Annotated in this window: 16 protein-coding genes and 1 pseudogene; 15 read left to right on the plus strand and 2 right to left on the minus strand. The window is 40.0% G+C overall.

The window, feature by feature from the left end; genetic code table 11:
• Positions 1 to 153: 153 nt before the first annotated feature.
• From AC3CH7_RS14690 to AC3CH7_RS14705, 4 genes are all read left to right on the plus strand, one after another.
• A complete protein-coding gene (locus AC3CH7_RS14690; protein WP_230584374.1) occupies positions 154 to 1,734 on the plus strand; it encodes a PucR family transcriptional regulator in 1,581 nt (526 codons plus the stop codon).
• A 131-nt stretch (positions 1,735 to 1,865) separates the two neighbouring features.
• Positions 1,866 to 3,134, plus strand: a complete 1,269-nt coding sequence (locus tag AC3CH7_RS14695) for a cytosine permease (RefSeq protein WP_036215616.1) — start codon at positions 1,866 to 1,868, stop codon at positions 3,132 to 3,134.
• Positions 3,131 to 4,234 (plus strand): S-methyl thiohydantoin desulfurase family protein, encoded by a 1,104-nt coding sequence (locus AC3CH7_RS14700; RefSeq protein WP_012293985.1) that lies wholly within the window; start codon positions 3,131 to 3,133, stop codon positions 4,232 to 4,234. The genes AC3CH7_RS14695 and AC3CH7_RS14700 overlap by 4 nt, the downstream gene beginning before the upstream one ends.
• On the plus strand, positions 4,227 to 5,777 hold the full coding sequence (locus tag AC3CH7_RS14705; protein ID WP_488381527.1) for a hydantoinase/oxoprolinase N-terminal domain-containing protein: 1,551 nt from the start codon (positions 4,227 to 4,229) through the stop codon (positions 5,775 to 5,777). The genes AC3CH7_RS14700 and AC3CH7_RS14705 overlap by 8 nt, the downstream gene beginning before the upstream one ends.
• Positions 5,778 to 5,975: 198 nt before the next feature.
• On the opposite strand, the pseudogene AC3CH7_RS14710 reads toward AC3CH7_RS14705, so the two are convergent.
• Positions 5,976 to 6,234, minus strand: a pseudogene (locus tag AC3CH7_RS14710) (transposase); the annotation flags it as partial.
• 767 nt (positions 6,235 to 7,001) lie between these two features.
• On the opposite strand from AC3CH7_RS14710, the gene AC3CH7_RS14715 reads away from it, so the two are divergent.
• The 11 genes from AC3CH7_RS14715 (at position 7,002) to ptsP (ending at position 17,563) form a co-directional block, all read left to right on the plus strand.
• Positions 7,002 to 7,781, plus strand: coding sequence for a hypothetical protein (locus AC3CH7_RS14715; RefSeq protein WP_012293989.1), 780 nt, complete (start codon positions 7,002 to 7,004; stop codon positions 7,779 to 7,781).
• Positions 7,778 to 8,134, plus strand: a complete 357-nt coding sequence (locus AC3CH7_RS14720; protein ID WP_012293990.1) for a GntR family transcriptional regulator — start codon at positions 7,778 to 7,780, stop codon at positions 8,132 to 8,134. The genes AC3CH7_RS14715 and AC3CH7_RS14720 overlap by 4 nt, the downstream gene beginning before the upstream one ends.
• A gap of 9 nt (positions 8,135 to 8,143) precedes the next feature.
• On the plus strand, positions 8,144 to 8,866 hold the full coding sequence (locus AC3CH7_RS14725; RefSeq protein WP_012293991.1) for an ABC transporter ATP-binding protein: 723 nt from the start codon (positions 8,144 to 8,146) through the stop codon (positions 8,864 to 8,866).
• Positions 8,867 to 8,909: 43 nt separating this feature from the next.
• On the plus strand, positions 8,910 to 9,830 hold the full coding sequence (locus tag AC3CH7_RS14730) for an ABC transporter ATP-binding protein (protein WP_099805257.1): 921 nt from the start codon (positions 8,910 to 8,912) through the stop codon (positions 9,828 to 9,830).
• Positions 9,808 to 10,746 carry an ABC transporter permease gene (locus AC3CH7_RS14735; RefSeq protein ID WP_207889837.1) on the plus strand — a complete coding sequence of 313 codons (939 nt, stop codon included), beginning with the start codon at positions 9,808 to 9,810 and terminating at the stop codon, positions 10,744 to 10,746. The genes AC3CH7_RS14730 and AC3CH7_RS14735 overlap by 23 nt, the downstream gene beginning before the upstream one ends.
• Before the next feature lie 173 nt (positions 10,747 to 10,919).
• Positions 10,920 to 12,869: an N-acetylglucosamine-specific PTS transporter subunit IIBC gene (gene nagE, locus AC3CH7_RS14740; RefSeq protein ID WP_012293994.1), complete on the plus strand. Its 1,950-nt coding sequence runs from the start codon at positions 10,920 to 10,922 to the stop codon at positions 12,867 to 12,869.
• A 96-nt stretch (positions 12,870 to 12,965) separates the two neighbouring features.
• Entirely contained in the window at positions 12,966 to 14,117 is a 1,152-nt protein-coding gene (gene nagA, locus AC3CH7_RS14745; RefSeq protein ID WP_036161330.1) for an N-acetylglucosamine-6-phosphate deacetylase, read from the plus strand.
• 33 nt (positions 14,118 to 14,150) lie between these two features.
• Positions 14,151 to 14,861: a sugar isomerase domain-containing protein gene (locus tag AC3CH7_RS14750; protein WP_031419726.1), complete on the plus strand. Its 711-nt coding sequence runs from the start codon at positions 14,151 to 14,153 to the stop codon at positions 14,859 to 14,861.
• Complete coding sequence (locus AC3CH7_RS14755) at positions 14,839 to 15,591, plus strand: glucosamine-6-phosphate deaminase (RefSeq protein ID WP_180276562.1); 753 nt, start codon at positions 14,839 to 14,841, stop codon at positions 15,589 to 15,591. Before AC3CH7_RS14750 ends, AC3CH7_RS14755 begins: the two co-directional genes overlap by 23 nt.
• Positions 15,588 to 15,854 (plus strand): HPr family phosphocarrier protein, encoded by a 267-nt coding sequence (locus AC3CH7_RS14760; protein ID WP_012293998.1) that lies wholly within the window; start codon positions 15,588 to 15,590, stop codon positions 15,852 to 15,854. The genes AC3CH7_RS14755 and AC3CH7_RS14760 overlap by 4 nt, the downstream gene beginning before the upstream one ends.
• Entirely contained in the window at positions 15,851 to 17,563 is a 1,713-nt protein-coding gene (ptsP, locus tag AC3CH7_RS14765; protein ID WP_281486579.1) for a phosphoenolpyruvate--protein phosphotransferase, read from the plus strand. Before AC3CH7_RS14760 ends, ptsP begins: the two co-directional genes overlap by 4 nt.
• Before the next feature lie 194 nt (positions 17,564 to 17,757).
• Here ptsP and AC3CH7_RS14770 read toward each other — a convergent pair whose 3' ends face one another.
• On the minus strand, positions 17,758 to 18,525 hold the full coding sequence (locus tag AC3CH7_RS14770; protein ID WP_012294001.1) for a sporulation protein: 768 nt from the start codon (positions 18,523 to 18,525) through the stop codon (positions 17,758 to 17,760).
• Positions 18,526 to 18,670: the final 145 nt, after the last annotated feature.

Genomic DNA, 18,670 nt, shown 5'->3' on the forward strand with positions numbered 1-18,670 from the left:
ATGAACTTTGCTATTATTTTAGCACGGGCATATTAGGTTATGAAATATGCAGATAACCATATTTTGAAAGACAGGTGTGATTATGTTATTCTTCTTCACAAGACGTTGTATAGAAAATTTAGAAAAGTAGTGGTGGTTGAACATGGGGTAACGGTGAAAGATTTATTGCAATTGCCTTCCTTTCGCGGGGCAGAGGTTTTAACAGGTCGAGATAATCTGCATCGCACGGTCTCTTCTTTATCTGTTTTAGAAGTATCGAATGTTGATTTTTATTCGAAAATTATTAATCGTGTGCAAGAGGAATGGTATGCAGAAGAGCTGGTGATTAGCTCCTTTTATTCCATTCGAGATAGTGTGGAACAGCAATGTGAGACAATTCAGCATTTACACGATTTAGGAGAGCTGGGCCTTATCTTATATTATGTGGGTATTGTGTTGCCACATATACCAGAGGAAGTGCTTGCCTTAGCCGAATCTCAAGGGTTTATAATTATCTGTATGCCCAAAAATGATTATTCTCTCCGTTATAATGAAGTTATTTATGAAGTTATGGAAGCGATTGTTAGTAATCAGGGTGTTAATGACCATTTCGTTAAAGAAACCTTAGAGAAGGTATCCTTATTGCCTGAGCATTTAAGAAGTGTGGAAATTACATTGAAAATGCTATCAGATCGCTTGAAAGCCAATATTCTGCTAACCAATAGTCATTTGGATATTATCAATCAAGTCATGTGGCCAAGAAATTCATCATTAGATGTGGTCTACGCTATCCATGAATGCTCACAATCACAAGTTTTTCGTGAAACAGGTAAATTTGAGTTAAAACAAAGTGACATCTCATGTGTGATTGACTATAAAAGAGTGCATCAAAAAAATGGGGAGCCTCTCTTTTTATTCCTTATAAAGGAAAATACCGATTTACCTGCCAAGACAATTGAAAAGGTGAGTGAGGTTGTCCAAGTCGCCATTAATTTATGGGGAGACAAGCATGATGAGGTCAGCGAATATGCCCTGGTCAAAGCAATCATCAATGATGAAAGTGAAAAAATGAGAAGATTAGCCAATCTCCTGCATATTGATGTTTCTGCTATTCAAATGATGTGGTTAGTATATATGCATGATTTAGCGGATGAAAAAAAGGTTCGAGATGAGCTAGAAGAGCAGTTGTCTAAATATTATCAAACAAGAGTCATTCAATGTATTGACCACTGTATGATTGTGCTACTCGGAAATTGCTTGTACAAGCACCATGAGTTTGAAATTACTGTCGAATTTAATGAAACTACCAATTATGCTGGACAAATCGTAGAAATCGTCTATGCACCCAAAATGAAAAACACGAAGGCCGTTCGTCAGATGTATCAGTTAGTCAATCAGGTAGGGGATAAAGCCCACACGATATACCCCATGCGAAAATTATTTACGGCAGCTGAGGTTCGTTCCATGAAACGAGCTATTGCTGTAAGTAAGCAAGGGGAAGAAATGATTGAGGAATATTTATCGGTCATTGAACCCATCTTACATGATCATGATACATTACAGACATTGATTACCTTTTTATTAGATGCAAATGCAAGTATGGAGCGCTGTGCGGAACTACTTTATATTCATAAAAATACGGTGAAATATCGTATCAAAAAAATTAGCGAGCTGATTGGCACAGATGTAACTATTTACGCCGAATTTTATGATGTGTATATGGCTTGCATGCTCTATCGATTAATTAATGATTAAAATAATCTGAAATTTTGTTATTTTGAACAAAATTTCAGATTATTTTTTTTATTTAGGCAAAAGACTCCCTTCTATGCTTTCTTTATAATTAAAAACATTCATCCATCAACTAAGTATAAGGAGGGAGTCGCTTGAGAAATGACAACAATGTTCAATCATGGTATAGCTTAGGGATTATTTGGGGTGGTGCCATGATATGTATTCCTAGTTTATTGGTAGGAAATACACTCATTACAAGTATGAGCTTATCGAAGGCACTGGCTGTAGCATTTGTAGGCTACGCAATCGTCGTCTTCATTATGGTATTACAAGGAATGCAAAGTAGTGATTTAGGTAGGCCGACTGTCCATGTCGCTGGGCAAGTGTTTGGGAAAAAAGGCTCTCGTACGATTTTATCTATTATCCTAGCAATTGCTTGCTTAGGGTGGTTTGGTATTCAGGCTAATGTTTGTGGGGTTGCCTTAGCGAATTTGCTAGCCATCTATCACTTGAATATATCGGTTCCTCTAGCATCGTTCATAAGTGGTATGGTCATGGTGGTCTCTGCTATATATGGCATGAAGGTATTACGTATATTAAGCTATATTGCTGTCCCATTATTAGTCATTATTTGTGTATATGGTTTAGTCCAAACATTAACAGGGGAGCAGCTTGAGTTCATTCGTGCTTATGAGCCACAAGGAAATATGAGTTTTATGGATGGTTTAGCAGTGACCATTGGTTCATTCGCATTAGGGGCAGTCATAGCGGGTGATTATTCGCAATATTCCAAAAAACGTTCGGATGTTTTCAAGGCCGCTACGTTAGGAATTATTCCTGCTGGAGTGTTAATGATTGGCGTAGGAGCTATTTTAACAATTGCTTATCAAACAAGTGACATTACCGCAGTCTTTTTGCATATTGCTACACCATTTATCGGCGGGGTTGGCTTAATTTTAGCCACTTGGAAAACCAATTTGGTCAATGCAATTTCAGGCGGTATTGCCTTAATTAATGTATTTGACGTAGCAAAAAACAAAGAGAGAATGGCGATTTTTGTTGCTGGGACAATCGGTACGATTTTAGCAGTCGTAGGGATTTTAAATTACTTCACACCGATTATGTCCATTCTATCCGCGATGATTCCACCTGTTGCAGGTGTCATGATTGCTTCTTATTGGGTTATCCATAAAGGACATAAAGATAGCTGGGCTGAGGTAGAAGGCGTTAATCGCTTAGGGGTGTTTTCTTGGCTAGTAGGGGCAGTGATTGCCTGTATGCCCGTTGTATTCTCTTTCGTTCCTGGATTGCCGACATTACCTAATCAACCGATGATCGGCATTATTATTTCATTTCTTATTTATTATATTGGGTATCGTGTATCCGTACAAAAAACTGCCATATTGGAGGAACATAGATGAGATATTTAGATCAAGCGGCTATTGAACATATAGCTATAGGTGCAGCATTTTTAGGAACAGGTGGTGGCGGAGATCCGTATATTGGGAAATTAATGGCGCTTTCTGCCATTGAAAAAAATGGTCCTGTTAGGCTGTATTCCGTGGAGGAAATTGAAGATGAGGATTTTTTCATTCCCGCAGCTATGATGGGAGCACCATCAGTTTTAGTCGAGAAATTTCCTCGTGGTGATGAGTTTGTAAAAGTTTTCCAAAAGCTTGCGCAGTATTTAGGGAAAGATAAAATTGCCGGTACATACCCGATGGAAGCGGGTGGGGTCAATTCAATGATTCCAATTGTGGTGGCTGCACAGCTAGGTTTACCTTTGATTGATTGCGATGGTATGGGGCGGGCATTCCCAGAGCTGCAAATGGTGACGTTTAACTTAGATGGTATTTCCGCAACGCCTATGGCCATCACAGATGAAAAAGGCAATATCGGCATTTTTGAAACGATTGATAATAAATGGACAGAGCGTATCGCCCGCGCCGCTACTGTTGAAATGGGCGCTAGCTCTTTGGTGAGCCTGTATCCAACAACTGGTGCTCAACTAAAGAAAAGTGGTGTGCATCATATTGTGACACTTTCTGAAAAAATCGGTGAAATTATTGCCTCTAAAGATCAAGAGGTGAACGATAAGCTTGCAAGCCTTTTAAAGCTCATTGCAGGGTACGAGCTATTTCAAGGGAAAATTGTCGATGTAATTCGCGAAACGAAGGGTGGCTTTAACTTAGGGAAAATGCTTCTAGAAGGAATTGATGGCTATAAAGAGGGTCAGATGAAGGTTCATTTCCAAAATGAAAATTTACTGGCAGAAAAGAACGATCAAGTTGTTGCGATGACACCAGATCTGATTTGTTTAGTCGATTTTGAAACCTTGTTGCCTGTGACGACAGAAAGTTTAAAATATGGCAAACGTGTGCGCGTAATTGGTTTACCATCACATGAAAAATGGCGCACAGCAAAAGGGATAGAAACTGCAGGACCAAAATACTTTGGCTATAATTATGATTTCGTGCCAATTGAAGAATTGGTGAAAAAGGGGGTAGCTGAACATGTATAAAATTGGAATTGACGTAGGTGGAACCAATACAGATGCTATTCTTTTAGATTATAATAGTCAGCTAATTTATAGTGTGAAGTCACCGACAAGTTTAGATATTAAATCAGGTATTGAACAATCATTGCAGCAATTATTACAAGGTGCAAACATTGATAAAACGAAAATTACACATGCCATGCTAGGGACAACACAATGTACCAATGCCATTGTTGAGCGTAAAAAGCTAGCAAGGGTTGGTGTTATTCGACTAGGTTATCCAGCTACAGCCTCGGTGCTACCTTATACAGCTTGGCCTTCCGATATGATTGATAAATTATCAGGGAATTATGCAATCGCACATGGAGGCTATGAATACGATGGCCAGCTATTGAGTGCGCTTAATCACGCAGAGATTACAAAGCTCTTAGAAGAGTGGCGTGACCAGGTAGAATCAATTGCCATTGTAGGTGTCTTTTCATCTATTAAAAATGATCAAGAATTGCAGGTTCGTGACTGGATTCGAGCGATCTATGGGGAAGATTTCCCGGTTTCTTGCTCATCACTAATTGGCTCTGTAGGCTTAATTGAACGTGAAAATGCAACGATTTTAAATGCCGCTTTATGCAAGGTCATTGAGACGACAACACAGGGCTTTATTCAGGCACTTCAAGCGGAGGGTATTTTCAATGTAGACGTGTACCTATGTCAGAATGACGGAACATTAATGTCCATCGACTATGCAAAGCAATTCCCAATCTTGACGATTGCTTGTGGGCCTACTAATAGTATAAGAGGGGCTTCGTATTTATCACAAATTCAAAATACAATGGTATTAGATGTAGGTGGTACGACTTCGGATATTGGCGTGTTACAAGATGGATTCCCCCGAGAATCTTCAGTCGCAGTGGAGGTAGGGGACATCCGCACCAACTTTAGAATGCCTGACATTATTTCAGTCGGGCTAGGTGGTGGTAGTATCGTTCGAGTGAAGGAAAATAAAATTACCGTTGGCCCCGATAGTGTCGGTTATAAAATTAGTGAAGAGGCATTAGTATTTGGTGGGTCAACTATGACAACCACAGATATTGCCGTCCGTTTAGGTCTTGCAGAAGTAGGAGATCGAAATTTAGTGGCACATATTGATGAAGCATTCGCTAAAGCCGTTCAAGAAGAAATTTCTTCATTACTAGAACAAGCCATTGATAAAATGAAAACATCATCAGAGGATGTATCGCTTGTTTTAGTGGGCGGTGGTAGTATTATTGTGCCAAAAAAAATTCAAGGTGTTTCTACTATTGTTAAATCAGAGTTTGGCGGTGTGGCAAATGCGATTGGAGCATCCATTGCACAAATTAGTGGGCAATACGAGCAAATTTATATTTATTCTAAAGAACCTCGGGAGGAATCTTTAGAGGATGCACAAAATAAAGCAGTAAAACAAGCTGTATTAGCAGGTGCCCTTGCGGAAACAATCGAATTGGTTGAAGTGGAAGAAACACCATTAGCGTATCATCCAGAAAACGCAACAAGATTAAAAGTAAAAGTAGTAGGCAAAATGGTGTAGCGATGAAAAGAAGAGTCGTAAAAAGGGCTCTTCTCAGACTGTAGACAAAAGTCATCGAGAAATGTATTCTCGATGGCTTTTGTCATTTTTCTTTCTCTTTCATTTTCAATATTTGGTAAATCATTGCTGTATCCAACATACTCTTCGAGCATAGATGCTCTCTTAAGCTGTCTGCCACGTCCAAGTAGCTAGTTTCTTTAAATTCATGGCAGCAAAAGTAAGCATCGCCTGCATAGACCGAATACCAAAAACGTACTGAATAAACGTCATTTTAAAGAGAACAACAGGATCAATCTAGGACGCCCATTAGGTGAATAGAGCTGTTCGACTAAAGGATAGATAAATGAAAAATCAATAGCAGCCCCTAGTTTTCGCACTAAATAATCGTTGGGAACTAATGGATCAATCGTTAACATTTCTAATTGTTCTCGTTCATTGGATTGTTCTTCGTCATCATCGTTTACTTTTTAACACCCTATGTAGATAAAGTAAGTACTTTATGTAGAAGTTGATGGGAACGAAGGGCGGCGACTCCTGCGGGAAAAGCGGGAAAGTCGAGATCCTGGACTGAGCGAGGCGAGGGAAGCAGCTCGACCCCGCCCGCGGAAAGCGTCCGCCGGTAGTGGAAATCAACGACTTTACTTTATTTCATTGTAAAAGAAAAAAGACTGTAGGCAAACTCTCAAATTTTTTGAGTTTGTCTACAGTCTGAGAAGAGTCCTAAAAAGGGCTCTTCTTTTTTTTACTTCATGATAGTGGAATCAATAGCACTCTTCGGACTAATCTGTACGTCCTAATTTCTCCTTTTTGGTTTGTCTTTTAAGTTTTTCATTCATCATTTTCTTGTTAAGAATGCTTACTCTACCAACCATTAGCAATCTCATATCCTCTACAATATATTGGGCTAACTTCGGATATGTCATCTCCTTCAATACCGAGTCGGAATTTTTGCCCTTGAATGCCCCCTCTATTTGTAAACTCAATATAGTAGTAAAATAGCACCATTTTTTCCATTTTGGTTCCGCCTTTTGTTGTCTTTGTGTCCTCGCAATGTATTCTGTTTTAGACTTTATTGATAGCTGAAGAGAGCTCATGCTATACAAGTTAAATGTTTCATTTTAATCAAACGAGGCTCTCATTTCCTTTTTCTTGTATTTGGTACTTGAAAATAAAGAAGTCATAGTGTAATATCTGACTAGTACACTATGACACGAGGTGTTGAGCATGAAAAGTTTTGTAGGACTTTTAAAAAAAGAATGGGTACTTTACCGCTCATGGTTTTTAATGGGGATATTTGCGGGAATTATGTTTTCTTGGATCGTTCCCTATGGATTACATCAATTTGTTGATCTCTTCCCTAAAGAAAATCAGCTAGCATTTGCCTTTACGCTTCTTGTCCTTTTTGTAGGTGGATTTTATTCTGTTTTACAATTTTTAGCGAGTATGCGTTTGGATATTAAAGCTAAGGAAAGCTGGCTCCATTCCACTAGTTCCATCACAAAGCTAGTAGGAGCCAAGATGGTCTGTTCGCTCATAGGCTATGCGCTTTTTAATACGCTCTTTGTGGGTATTGCCATCTTTAATATAAAAGAAGAGTTTATCGCAAATATTGGACAAATCGTATTCGTTTTAATAGGAATTGTGATTGCGTTAACTATTTTCCAATTTATGTTATTTGTTTTACTGTTGTTCTTTTTAGCTTTTTACTTGCAATTGAAGCATGTGATTGGGCGTTTTTCCATTGTATTGACGATGGTTGCTTTTGGACTTACCACATCGGCTTGGGTACGAATAACGGAGAGTCAGTTTTATGACACGGTTTTCCACCGTGGCGCCATTTCGTTAAGCAAATTAGAACCGTTTTTACCCAAAGTAAAAGCAACGACAACGATGGAATGGAGGCTGGGCTCTATTTATGTTGTTGAAGAAGTAGCTTCTATTTTACTCATCGTACTGCTTTTTTTAACGGCATCCAAGTGGCTTGAAAAGGTGGTATTACGATGACGATGGATTTTTCACGTGATAAACCAATTTATAGTCAGCTTGTCGATCGGATATGCGGGGACATTTTAAAGGGGCAGATATTGCTTGGAGATCGACTGCCCTCTGTAAGGGAATATGCAGTCGAAACGGGTGTCAATGTTAATACGGTGCAACGAGTCTATAAGGAGTTAGAGGCAATGAATATAACGGAAACCAAACGAGGACAGGGTACTTTTATTACGACTAATGAGGAACGCATCGAAGGATTACGAGATGATATGAAAAATAAGTTAGCCGAAAGTTTTTTAACATCTATCGAGGCGTTGGGATTTTCCAAAGAAGAAATGCTCGTTGTATTAAAAAATAAAGCATGAGGTGAAGGAATGTTACAGCTATTAAATGTGTCTTTTCAGTATAAGAATAAGCCCATTTTACAGGATTTATCCTTTTCCTTTCCTATTGGACAGATCATTGGGCTCGTTGGGGAAAATGGTAGTGGTAAATCTACACTTCTCAAAGTTTTAGCTGGCTTATTACGCTCCTCAACTGGTGAAGTGGTATTGAATGGTCAACCAATTACTCGACGAAGTGCGGATCAAATTGCTTATTTACCAGATACTGATTTGTTTTTTGATTATTATACGGGGGAACAGCTCTTTCAGCACTACGCTTCTCAATTTGAAGACTTTTCCTATGATAAGGCATGTATAGTAGCTGAATTTTTACAGGTGGATAAAAATAAGAAGCTACGTCAATTATCAAAAGGGAATCGTGGACGTATGAAAATGGCTGCTACACTGGGCCGAGAAGTTCCTTATTATTTAATGGATGAACCATTTGCTGGGCTAGACCCCATTGTGCGAGAGCAGCTCATTAAAGGTTTAATTCAATTTACGGACATTGAAAATCAAACGATTTTGCTGTCTACGCATGAATTATATGAGGTTGAACCTATTTTAGATCAAATTATTTTATTAAAAGCTGGCTCTATCACAGCTTATGAAGACGTAGAGACATTGCGTGATGTGACCAATAAAGATGCGGTTCAATGGATGAAAGGTTTTTATGGTCATTCTTCCAATGATAACGATCGCCAACACTTTTAACGATAAAGGCTCAGGCGTAACTAAAAAGAAAGGGTGAATAAATATGACAGAACCAATTGTTCAATTGCAAAATCTATCGAAAACCATTCGTGGAAAGCAATTAATACAACAATTAAACATTGATTTATATCCAGGACAAATTACAGGTTTTTTAGGACCCAATGGGGCAGGGAAAACAACAACGATTCGTATGATGACGGGCCTTATGCATCCAACAGAGGGCAAGGTCATCATTGATGGACTATCGCTACAGGAGCATTATGAGGAAGCGATTAGCAAGGTTGGTGTGATTGTCGAAAATCCAGAAATGTATAAATTTATGTCGGGCTATAAAAATTTATTGCATTTTGCACGTATGCATAAAAATGTTTCAAAGGAACGAATCATGGAGGTCGTTAAACAGGTTGGTCTAGAAAATCGTATCCATGAAAAGGTTGCAACGTATTCTCTTGGTATGCGTCAACGACTAGGGCTTGCTCAGGCGCTATTACATCGACCAAAATTTCTAATATTAGATGAACCAACGAATGGTTTAGACCCAGCTGGTATTCGCGAATTCCGTATGTACCTTCGCAAAATTGCGGCAGAAGATAACGTGTCGGTTTTTGTATCCAGTCACTTATTATCTGAAATTGAGCTAATGTGTGATCGAGTGGCCGTCATTCAAAATGGGAAGCTAATCGACATTCGTGAAATTCATAATGAAAGCACGTCGTTTTACTATGTGGAAGCACAGCCACAAGAGCAGGTTTCTGCCCATCTGGCACAACATGATTACAAGTTTGAGGCAATGAAACAAGGCTATGTAATTGAATTGAAGAAAGAGGATGTTCCTGCATTGACATTAGGGCTTGTGCAAGCAGGTATGCAACTATTTGCCGTACAGCCACATCAGAAAACATTAGAGGATCAATTCTTAGAAATGACTGGAGGCGGACAAATTGCTGAAGCTAATTCAAAATGAATGGATGAAATTATGGCATAAAAAAGGGACGTGGGCAATGGTCGCTATGCTTGTCCTTGTCATTCTAGTTCCTGGCGGCATCATGAAATATTATGAGGGTAAATCATCAGATGAGGGAACATGGCAGGAGATAGAGCAGCAGTCTATCCAAAATAATAAGGCAATGCTGGCAGAGGAGGACATATCCGAGGAAGACAAAGCATTTTTTGAAGAGCGAATTGCTATTTCGGAGTACCGATTAGCCCATGATGCGCCGAGTCAAGAAGATAGCAGCCTTGCAAGCTTTATGTCCTTTACAAGCAATATGCTAACACTTGTCACTTTATTTACGGTGATTACTGCCGCAAGTATTGTCTCCAGCGAATTTTCAACAGGTACTATTAAAATGCTGTTGACTCGTCCTATGTCCCGTGCGAGGGTGTTAACGTCTAAATTATTGACAACCTTCTTATTCGGTTTGTTTTTAGTTGCTGTAAATGTAGTTGTGAGTGCAATTGTAGGTTTAGTATTATTTGGTGTAGGCTCAGGTGTGGAATTAGAGATTGTTAATGGTCAGGTGGCTGAAAAGGCAGTATGGAATGATTTAGCCTACCATTATCTATTATCTGGCGGTGATTTTGTTATGTCTACATTATTTGCCTTTTTAGTTGGTTCAGTATTCCGTTCGAGCTCATTAGCAATCGGCTTAACGATGTTCCTGTCATTTACAGGTGGCATGATCATTATGTTCTTAAGTAGATACGACATTGTCAAATACATTTGGCTAACACATGCAGATTTAACTCAGTATGAAAAAGATATGTTAATGGTTCCAGATATGACAATGCCTTTCTCGCTAACTGTATTAGCTATTTATGCTGTAATTTTCCTAGTGATTAGTTATACATCCTTTATGAAACGAGACGTTACTGCATAATTTAAAGAAGAACTGTGCCCTAATGCTTTATTAGGGTACGGTTTTTTTACATCAAGAATTATTAAAAAAGTATTTATTTTTTTTCAAATTGCGCCTATAATAATAGCAACTTAATGAAAACGCTTTTTTTTCATAAAAGTGGTCTAGACAACTATACCAAAGGGGGATAAAGAATGTTTGCTTTCTTACAAAAAATCGGTAAGTCACTTATGTTTCCAATCGCGACATTACCGGCAGCAGCCTTGCTTTTGCGTTTAGGTTCTGGGGATATGCTTGGAGCAGTGCCGAATGAAGCCATTCAGTACATTGCTAGTATTATGGCCGCTTCTGGGAATGCTATACTAGGCAATTTACCTATTATTTTTGCGATTGGTATTGCGATGGGGTTAGCACATGATAGCAGTGGGGGAGCAGCTCTTGCAGGTGCGATTGCTCACCTCGTATTAGTAGCCGTTTTAGGGACGGTTAATGAAGAATTAAATATGGGTGTGTTTGGTGGTATTATTGCCGGTATTACGGCAGGCTTACTGTATAACAAATATTATAATGTGAAATTTCCAGAATGGTTATCATTCTTTGGTGGACGGCGGTTTGTACCAATTATCACGTCCATCACTATGGCGATTTTAGGGAGCATTTTAGCCATTGCTTGGGGACCAATTCAGGGCGGTATTGATGCTGTCGGCAATTGGATGATCGGTGCAGGATCACTTGGCGTTGGGATGTATGGTTTCTTCAACCGTCTATTAATACCAGTTGGTCTTCACCATGTAATCAATACGGTTATTTGGTTTGATTTCGGTGAATTTACGAATGCCGCGGGTGAAATTGTGAAAGGGGATATCCATCGTTTCTTAGCAGGCGATCCAACAGCTGGACATTTCCAAGCTGGTTTCTTCCCAATAATGATGTTCGGTTTACCAGCAGCTTGTCTTGCGATGTATTTCACAGCGAAAAAAGAAAAACGACCGATTGTGGGTGGAATGTTCGTATCTATCGCTTTAACAGCCTTTTTAACAGGTGTGACGGAGCCGATTGAATTTTCATTCATGTTCTTATCACCTGTTCTTTATGGTATCCATGCAGTATTAACAGGTATTTCCCTTGCAGTTGCCTATATGGTTGGGTTCCGTGATGGCTTTGGATTCTCAGCAGGGTTAATTGACTACTTGCTAAACTTAGGTTTGGCCGATAAACCATTAATGCTTCTACCATTAGGTTTAGGCTTTGGGGCCATATATTTTGTCGTCTTTTATTTCTTGATTAAAAAACTGGACTTAAAGACACCAGGACGTGAAGATGATGAGGAAGAGGATGGGGAATCAAATTCAGCTATTTCCGATGATATTGATGTACGTGCCTACTACACAATTGAAGCATTAGGTGGTAAAGAGAATATTCAGCAAGTGGATTACTGCACGACTCGTTTACGTATGTCCGTACAGGATGCCAGTGTCGTGGATGAGAAAACATTGAAGCAAACAGGTGCGCGAGGTGTTATGCGTATTAGTAAAACCAATGTACAAGTAATTATTGGAACATCTGTTGAGTTTTTAGCGGAGGCTATGAAAGAACGTCTGCAAAAAGGCAACCCAGCACCTGCTAATGTCCAGTTGCTGACGGAACAGCCTGTAGCGACAGCAGAAGTAAAAAGTGACGCAACAACAACTTTCCATGATTTTGAAATGCCAATGACAGGGGATTTATTACCGTTATCAGAAGTACCGGATGAAGCATTCTCTGCTGGCCTGATGGGTCCTGGTTTTGGGATTCGTCCAACAGATGGAACTGTTTATGCACCGTTTGACGGTCAAGTGGTGATGATTTTCCCAACGAAGCATGCGATCGGTTTAAAATCTGAAACTGGTGTAGAATTATTAATTCATGTCGGTTTAGATACTGTAACACTGAATGGTGAGGGCTTTGACATGCTTGTATCAGATGGTCAAACAATTAAACGTGGAGAGGCATTATTAAAAGCAGACATCACAAAAATAAAGGAACAAGTGCCTTCCATTATTACCCCTGTCGTTTTCACTAGCCTAATGGGGCAAGAGATTACGTTAGAAAAATCAAGTTTCCAAAGAGCAGGCGCTACCAATATTATTTCATTGAAAAAGTAACAAGTCATGGGGCTGTGTGCAGAGGGAACATAGGCAATCATATTGCAAATGGATACCTTTTCAACAGCCCTTGTTCAAGAAGAGGAGATGTTTTTCTTGAGTTTAATAATTCGGAACATCACAGTGGTCAATGCGAGTGGTCGAGATGAACAGATGGATGTGTGGATGAAGGACGGCAAAATTGCTCAGATTGCCCAGCATATTCACGCGCAGGGCGTTGATCAATTAGAGGGTTCAGGAAAGTTTTTATTGCCAGGATTTATTGACATGCATATTCACGGGTCTGCCCAAATGGATACGATGGATGCATCTGATGAAGGGTTACATATCATGGCCCAATCACTATTAAAAGAGGGTACAACCAGCTTTTTAGCCACTACGATGACGCAAAGCTTTGACAAAATCGAACGGGCCATCGTCAATGTGGCACAATTTCAGCCAAAGTCAGATGAAGCGGAAGTACTTGGTCTGCATATTGAGGGACCTTTCGTATCGAAGCAGCGTGCAGGAGCTCAGCCACTTGATTATATTGTCCAGCCAGATATGGAAGTCATTAAAAAATGGCAAGCATTAAGTGGTCAAAAAATTAAACAAATTACGCTGGCACCGGAGGAACCTAATGGAATGGCAGCTGTCCAAAGCCTTTCTGAAAGTGGCGTTATTGTATCAATTGGTCATTCCGACGCTACATTTGAGCAAATGCAGGAAGCTGTTCAATTAGGTGCATCACAGGGGACTCATTTATACAATCAAATGCGTCCATTCCATCATCGTGATCCAGGTGTGGTTGGTGGTGTTTTGCTAGTAGATGCCATAAAGGCTGAACTAATTGTTGATTTTATTCATATGCATGAAGGAGCTGTGGAAATGGCTTATCGCTTGAAGGGGGCAGACGGCATTATTTTAATAACGGATGCGATGCGAGCGAAGGGTATGCCCTACGGTGAATATGATTTAGGTGGTCAATTGGTGCATGTGACAGAATCAGGCGCACATTTATCGAACGGTTCACTGGCAGGCAGTATTTTAACAATGGATCAAGCAGTACGAAATATGCGTCAGATTACCAACTGTACATTGGAGGAGCTTGTGAAAATGTCCAGCTATAATGCTGCCCAGCAATTAAAATTAACGAACAAAGGGCAGCTTACAGAAGGGTATGATGCGGATGCAGTGATTGTAGATGAACACTTGCTGCTCCATCAAACGATTAAAGCTGGCCGGATCAGGGTGCAGACAAACAATTAGGAAGAAATGTTTGAAATGAAAAGGTGATAGATGATGAATACCTATTTTCAACAAGTCAATCGCTATTTAACAATGGTGGCACAACAAGAAAGTGAACAAATTAACCGTGTAGCTCAGTTAATCGTTAAACGTCTAGTACAGGGAGGCATTATCCAGTTATTTGGTTCAGGTCATTCCATGTTATTAGCACAAGAATGTTATTTCAGGGCTGGTGGCTTAGTTCCAGTCAAACCGATACACATTGAATCCTTAATGCTACATCAGGGAGCCCGGCAATCTTCACAAAATGAAAAGAAGCAAGCATTTTTAGCTCCCTATAAGGATGAGCTACAGTTTGATGACAAAGATGTTTGTATCATCATTTCAACCTCTGCCAACAATCCAGTACCAATTGATATGGCGATTTACGCAAAAGAAGCAGGTGCGCATACGATATCACTACAATCATTGGCCTATCAACAGCAGCCATCACGCCATCCCTCAGGTCAACGTTTAGAGGATATCGTGGATGATGTTTTAAATACGCATGTACCACTAGGGGATGGGGTTTTAACAGTTGATGAGTTCCAATATGGACCTGTATCTACCGTATTAGGGGCAGCGCTACTAAATGCTCTATGCGCTCAAATCATTGAAATTCTGCATGAACAAGGCGCCAGCTTACCCGTGTTTGCTAGCAGTAACTTAGGGAACACCAATAATGATGAGCTCATTGATCAATATGGTCAGCGTATTCATTTTTAAGACCTTAGGAAAAGGAGGATATGTGGTGAACATAGAAAGATTTAATTCAAAAGAAGATTTATATGCACGAGCCGTTGCCATCATTGCGGCTGCTAAAAATAATGGGTCCACAACGTTCGGGCTAGCTACTGGTGGAACGATGGAACCGTTGTATGCTAAAATCTGTAAAACAGATATTGATTTTTCGAATTGCATCAGCTTTAATTTGGATGAATATGTAGGGCTTGAAGCTAACCATGAGCAAAGCTATGCCTATTACATGCATCAGCATTTATTTCACGAAAAACCATTCCAAGCTTCTTATTTACCAAATGGCTTAGCGACGAATCCTTTAGAGGAAGCAGCTCGCTATGAAGCGCTATTACAACAACATTCCTTAGACTTTCAATTGCTTGGTATCGGACAAAATGGCCATATTGGCTTCAATGAACCAGGTACACCATTTGAGTCCTTGACACATCTTGTAACATTGGAAGAATCGACTCGTCAAGCCAATGCTCGCTTCTTTTCATCGATTAATGAAGTGCCCACGCAAGCGTTCACTATGGGGATTCAATCTATTATGCGTGCAAAATGCATTTTGTTAATTGCAGTGGGAGAAACTAAGCGTGAAGTATTAGAGCGTGTGCTGGCCTCTGATTATACAGAGGAAATTCCAGCAAGTGCTTTAACCAAACATCCAAATGTCATCATTTTAACAGATTTACAAGTAGAGGAGAATAAATCATGAAAACACAACAATTTACAGTAATCGATCCGTTAGGAATTCATGCACGTCCAGCAAGCCAGCTTGTGGCAAAAGCTACACCATTCGCTTCCGCAATTGAAGTGCGTACTGAAGAAAAAGCAGCGAATTTAAAATCAATTCTTGGCGTAATGGGATTAGCTTTAAAGCAAGGTTCTCAATTTACACTATATGTAGAGGGGGAAGACGAAGATCAAGCATTTGAGGCATTAGCAACATTACTGACAGAAATGGGGCTTGCACAATGACACATCTCGCTGGTATTGCCGCTTCAGACGGCATTGCCATTGCTAAAGCGTATCGGTTTGTACAGCCGAATTTAACATTTAGCCAAACAACGGTTCAAGATGTTCAGGCGGAGCAGCAACGTTTAGCCGCTGCCCTTGCCAAAACGGAGCAAGAGCTAGAGGCCATCAAACAGCAAACATTAAAAAAATTCAGTGCCGAGGAAGCAGCCATCTTTGAAGCGCATTTATTAGTGGTGAAGGACCCAGAATTAATTGGGCCTATCAATCAAAAAATAGCTGATGAAGGAGTCAATGCAGAATTTGCCTTACATGAAGTTTCATCAATGTTTGTGGCGTTATTTGAAAGTATGGATGATGAATACATGAGTGCACGTGCTTCAGATATTAAAGATGTGACCAACCGCATTTTAGCACATTTACTCGGTGTACATATTCCTAACCCAAGTAGTATTAGTGAACAGGTGATTATTGTAGCTAATGATTTGACTCCTTCAGAGACAGCTCAATTGGATCGTAACTTTGTCCTAGGCTTTATTACGGATATTGGGGGGCGCACCTCTCATTCAGCCATTATGGCACGTTCATTAGAGATTCCAGCAGTAGTTGGAACTGGTGTAGCAACGACTACGATTCAAGATGGAGATATATTAATCGTGGATGGTTTATCCGGTCAAGTGTTTGTCAATCCAACGGCTGATGTGATTGTTAGCTATCAAGAAAAAGCCCAAAGCTATCATACTCAACAAGCGGAATGGGCAACCTTAGTAAACGAACAAACGGTGTCCAAAGACGGTGTACATGTAGAGCTAGCCGCTAATATTGGCTCTCCAGGCGATTTGGAGGGCGTATTGCGCCATGGGGCTGAAGGAATTGGCCTATATCGTACAGAGTTTTTATATATGGGCAGAGAAAACCTGCCATCTGAGGATGAGCAATTTACGGCTTATCAAACGGTTCTTGAGGGAATGCAGGGGAAGCCAGTAGTCATTCGCACACTAGATATTGGTGGAGACAAACATTTGCCCTATCTACCGCTACAGGAGGAAATGAATCCATTCCTTGGTCATCGTGCCATTCGTCTATGCTTAGAGCAACAGGAATTATTCCGTACGCAATTGCGCGCTCTACTGCGAGCATCTGTATATGGAAACCTCAAAATTATGTTCCCGATGATAGCGACTATTCAAGAGTTCCGTGATGCCAAAGCGATTTTGTTAGAAGAGCAAGAAAAGCTAAAAGCAGCGGGGGAGGAAGTAAGTGCTGACATTGAAATTGGTATGATGGTTGAAATTCCTGCTACAGCAGTGATGGCTGATGTTTTTGCGAAGGAAGTGGACTTTTTCTCCATTGGAACGAATGATTTAATTCAATATACAATGGCTGCAGATCGTATGAATGAAAAAGTATCTTATTTATATCAGCCTTATAATCCAGCTATTTTACGCTTGATTCAAATGGTCATTCATGCCGCCCATCAAGAACAGAAATGGGTAGGGATGTGCGGAGAGATGGCAGGCGACGAGCTAGCAGTTCCTTTATTGCTTGGCTTAGGCTTAGATGAATTTTCAATGAGCGCAACATCCATTTTGAAAACACGCTCTTTATTGAAGCGTCTGTCTGTTAAGGACATGCAAGCTTTAGCGACTGAGGCGTTACAAGTAGCAACAGCTGAAGAGGTTATGGAAAAAGTAAAGCAAGCGGTGAAATAACTTTTCTATTAGCTACACGTAGTAAATGGTTCAGGCTGTAGATGAGCTCAAAAAAATGTTGAGTTGTCTACAGTCTTTTTTCTTTTTCACAGCAAAACCCGATTTTTTTGCCATGACATAAAATCATCTCCTCCATACGTGTGCTTGGAGATAAAAAAGTAGTTGAAGTGCTCTTCAACTACTTTTTATTGAATTTATATATGCTTTGAAATAAGTTGTTGAAGCTTTTCTGGAAGCGTCGGTAGATCATGCATCGTAATCGTTGTTCGAACGTAGCTTTCATCCATCTCTAGAGCCTCTGCGAAGAAGCTTCCAATCCCTCTTACTTTGCGGTCAATTTGTAATAGAATTTCTGCAGAGTGATTGGACTGCGAGAGGAAAACTATTTCAAGTTCATCTAGATGTCCTCTAAAGGAACCTGTTGGTACAAATTCAAACTCCTGTACAAATGGATAATATCCACGGAAGCGTGCTGGGGCTTGTTCACATTCTGCTTCTCGTAAACGAAAACCTAATTGCCCTATAGCGTCAAGTATATGTGATGCGAGGCTTGTTGGCTCTACACGAATATAATCTTTATCACTTGGGTCTACGGCATTTTTAATATCAAGTCCAGTTTGAATCCAAACTTGCGTTTTGCCCGCACTAATGGGTGTTTCAAAGGGCAGTGTCAATGAAATGGGAATGACCTTCTCTTCACTAGCTGCTAGTGTAAAAGGCTCTGTCACTTTGACTTTTTGTAGAGTGGCCACCTCTGTATGTTTATGATCATTGGACTCTCGTATATATGTCGTATTTATAGATAAATAGATAGAATCCACTTGTTGTTCAACTTGACCACCACGCACGATGATTTCACCTCGCATGACTTCTCCAGCTCGATAAGTATCCTTTTCCAACCTTGTATCAACTGTTGCTGAACCTATTCCAAAACTTGCTAGTGCTTTATGAAAAAAAGACATTCTTACATTCCTCCTACTGACATTGTTAGATATACATACGCACAGTTTGAAAAAAGGTTTCAAGACTCATAAATTTTTCGCCATACTCATTGGAAATCGAAAGAGGGATGGCGATAGCACGAGCAATGAAACCATATCTAGTATC

The sequence above is a fragment of the Lysinibacillus sp. F12 genome (assembly GCF_057773605.1).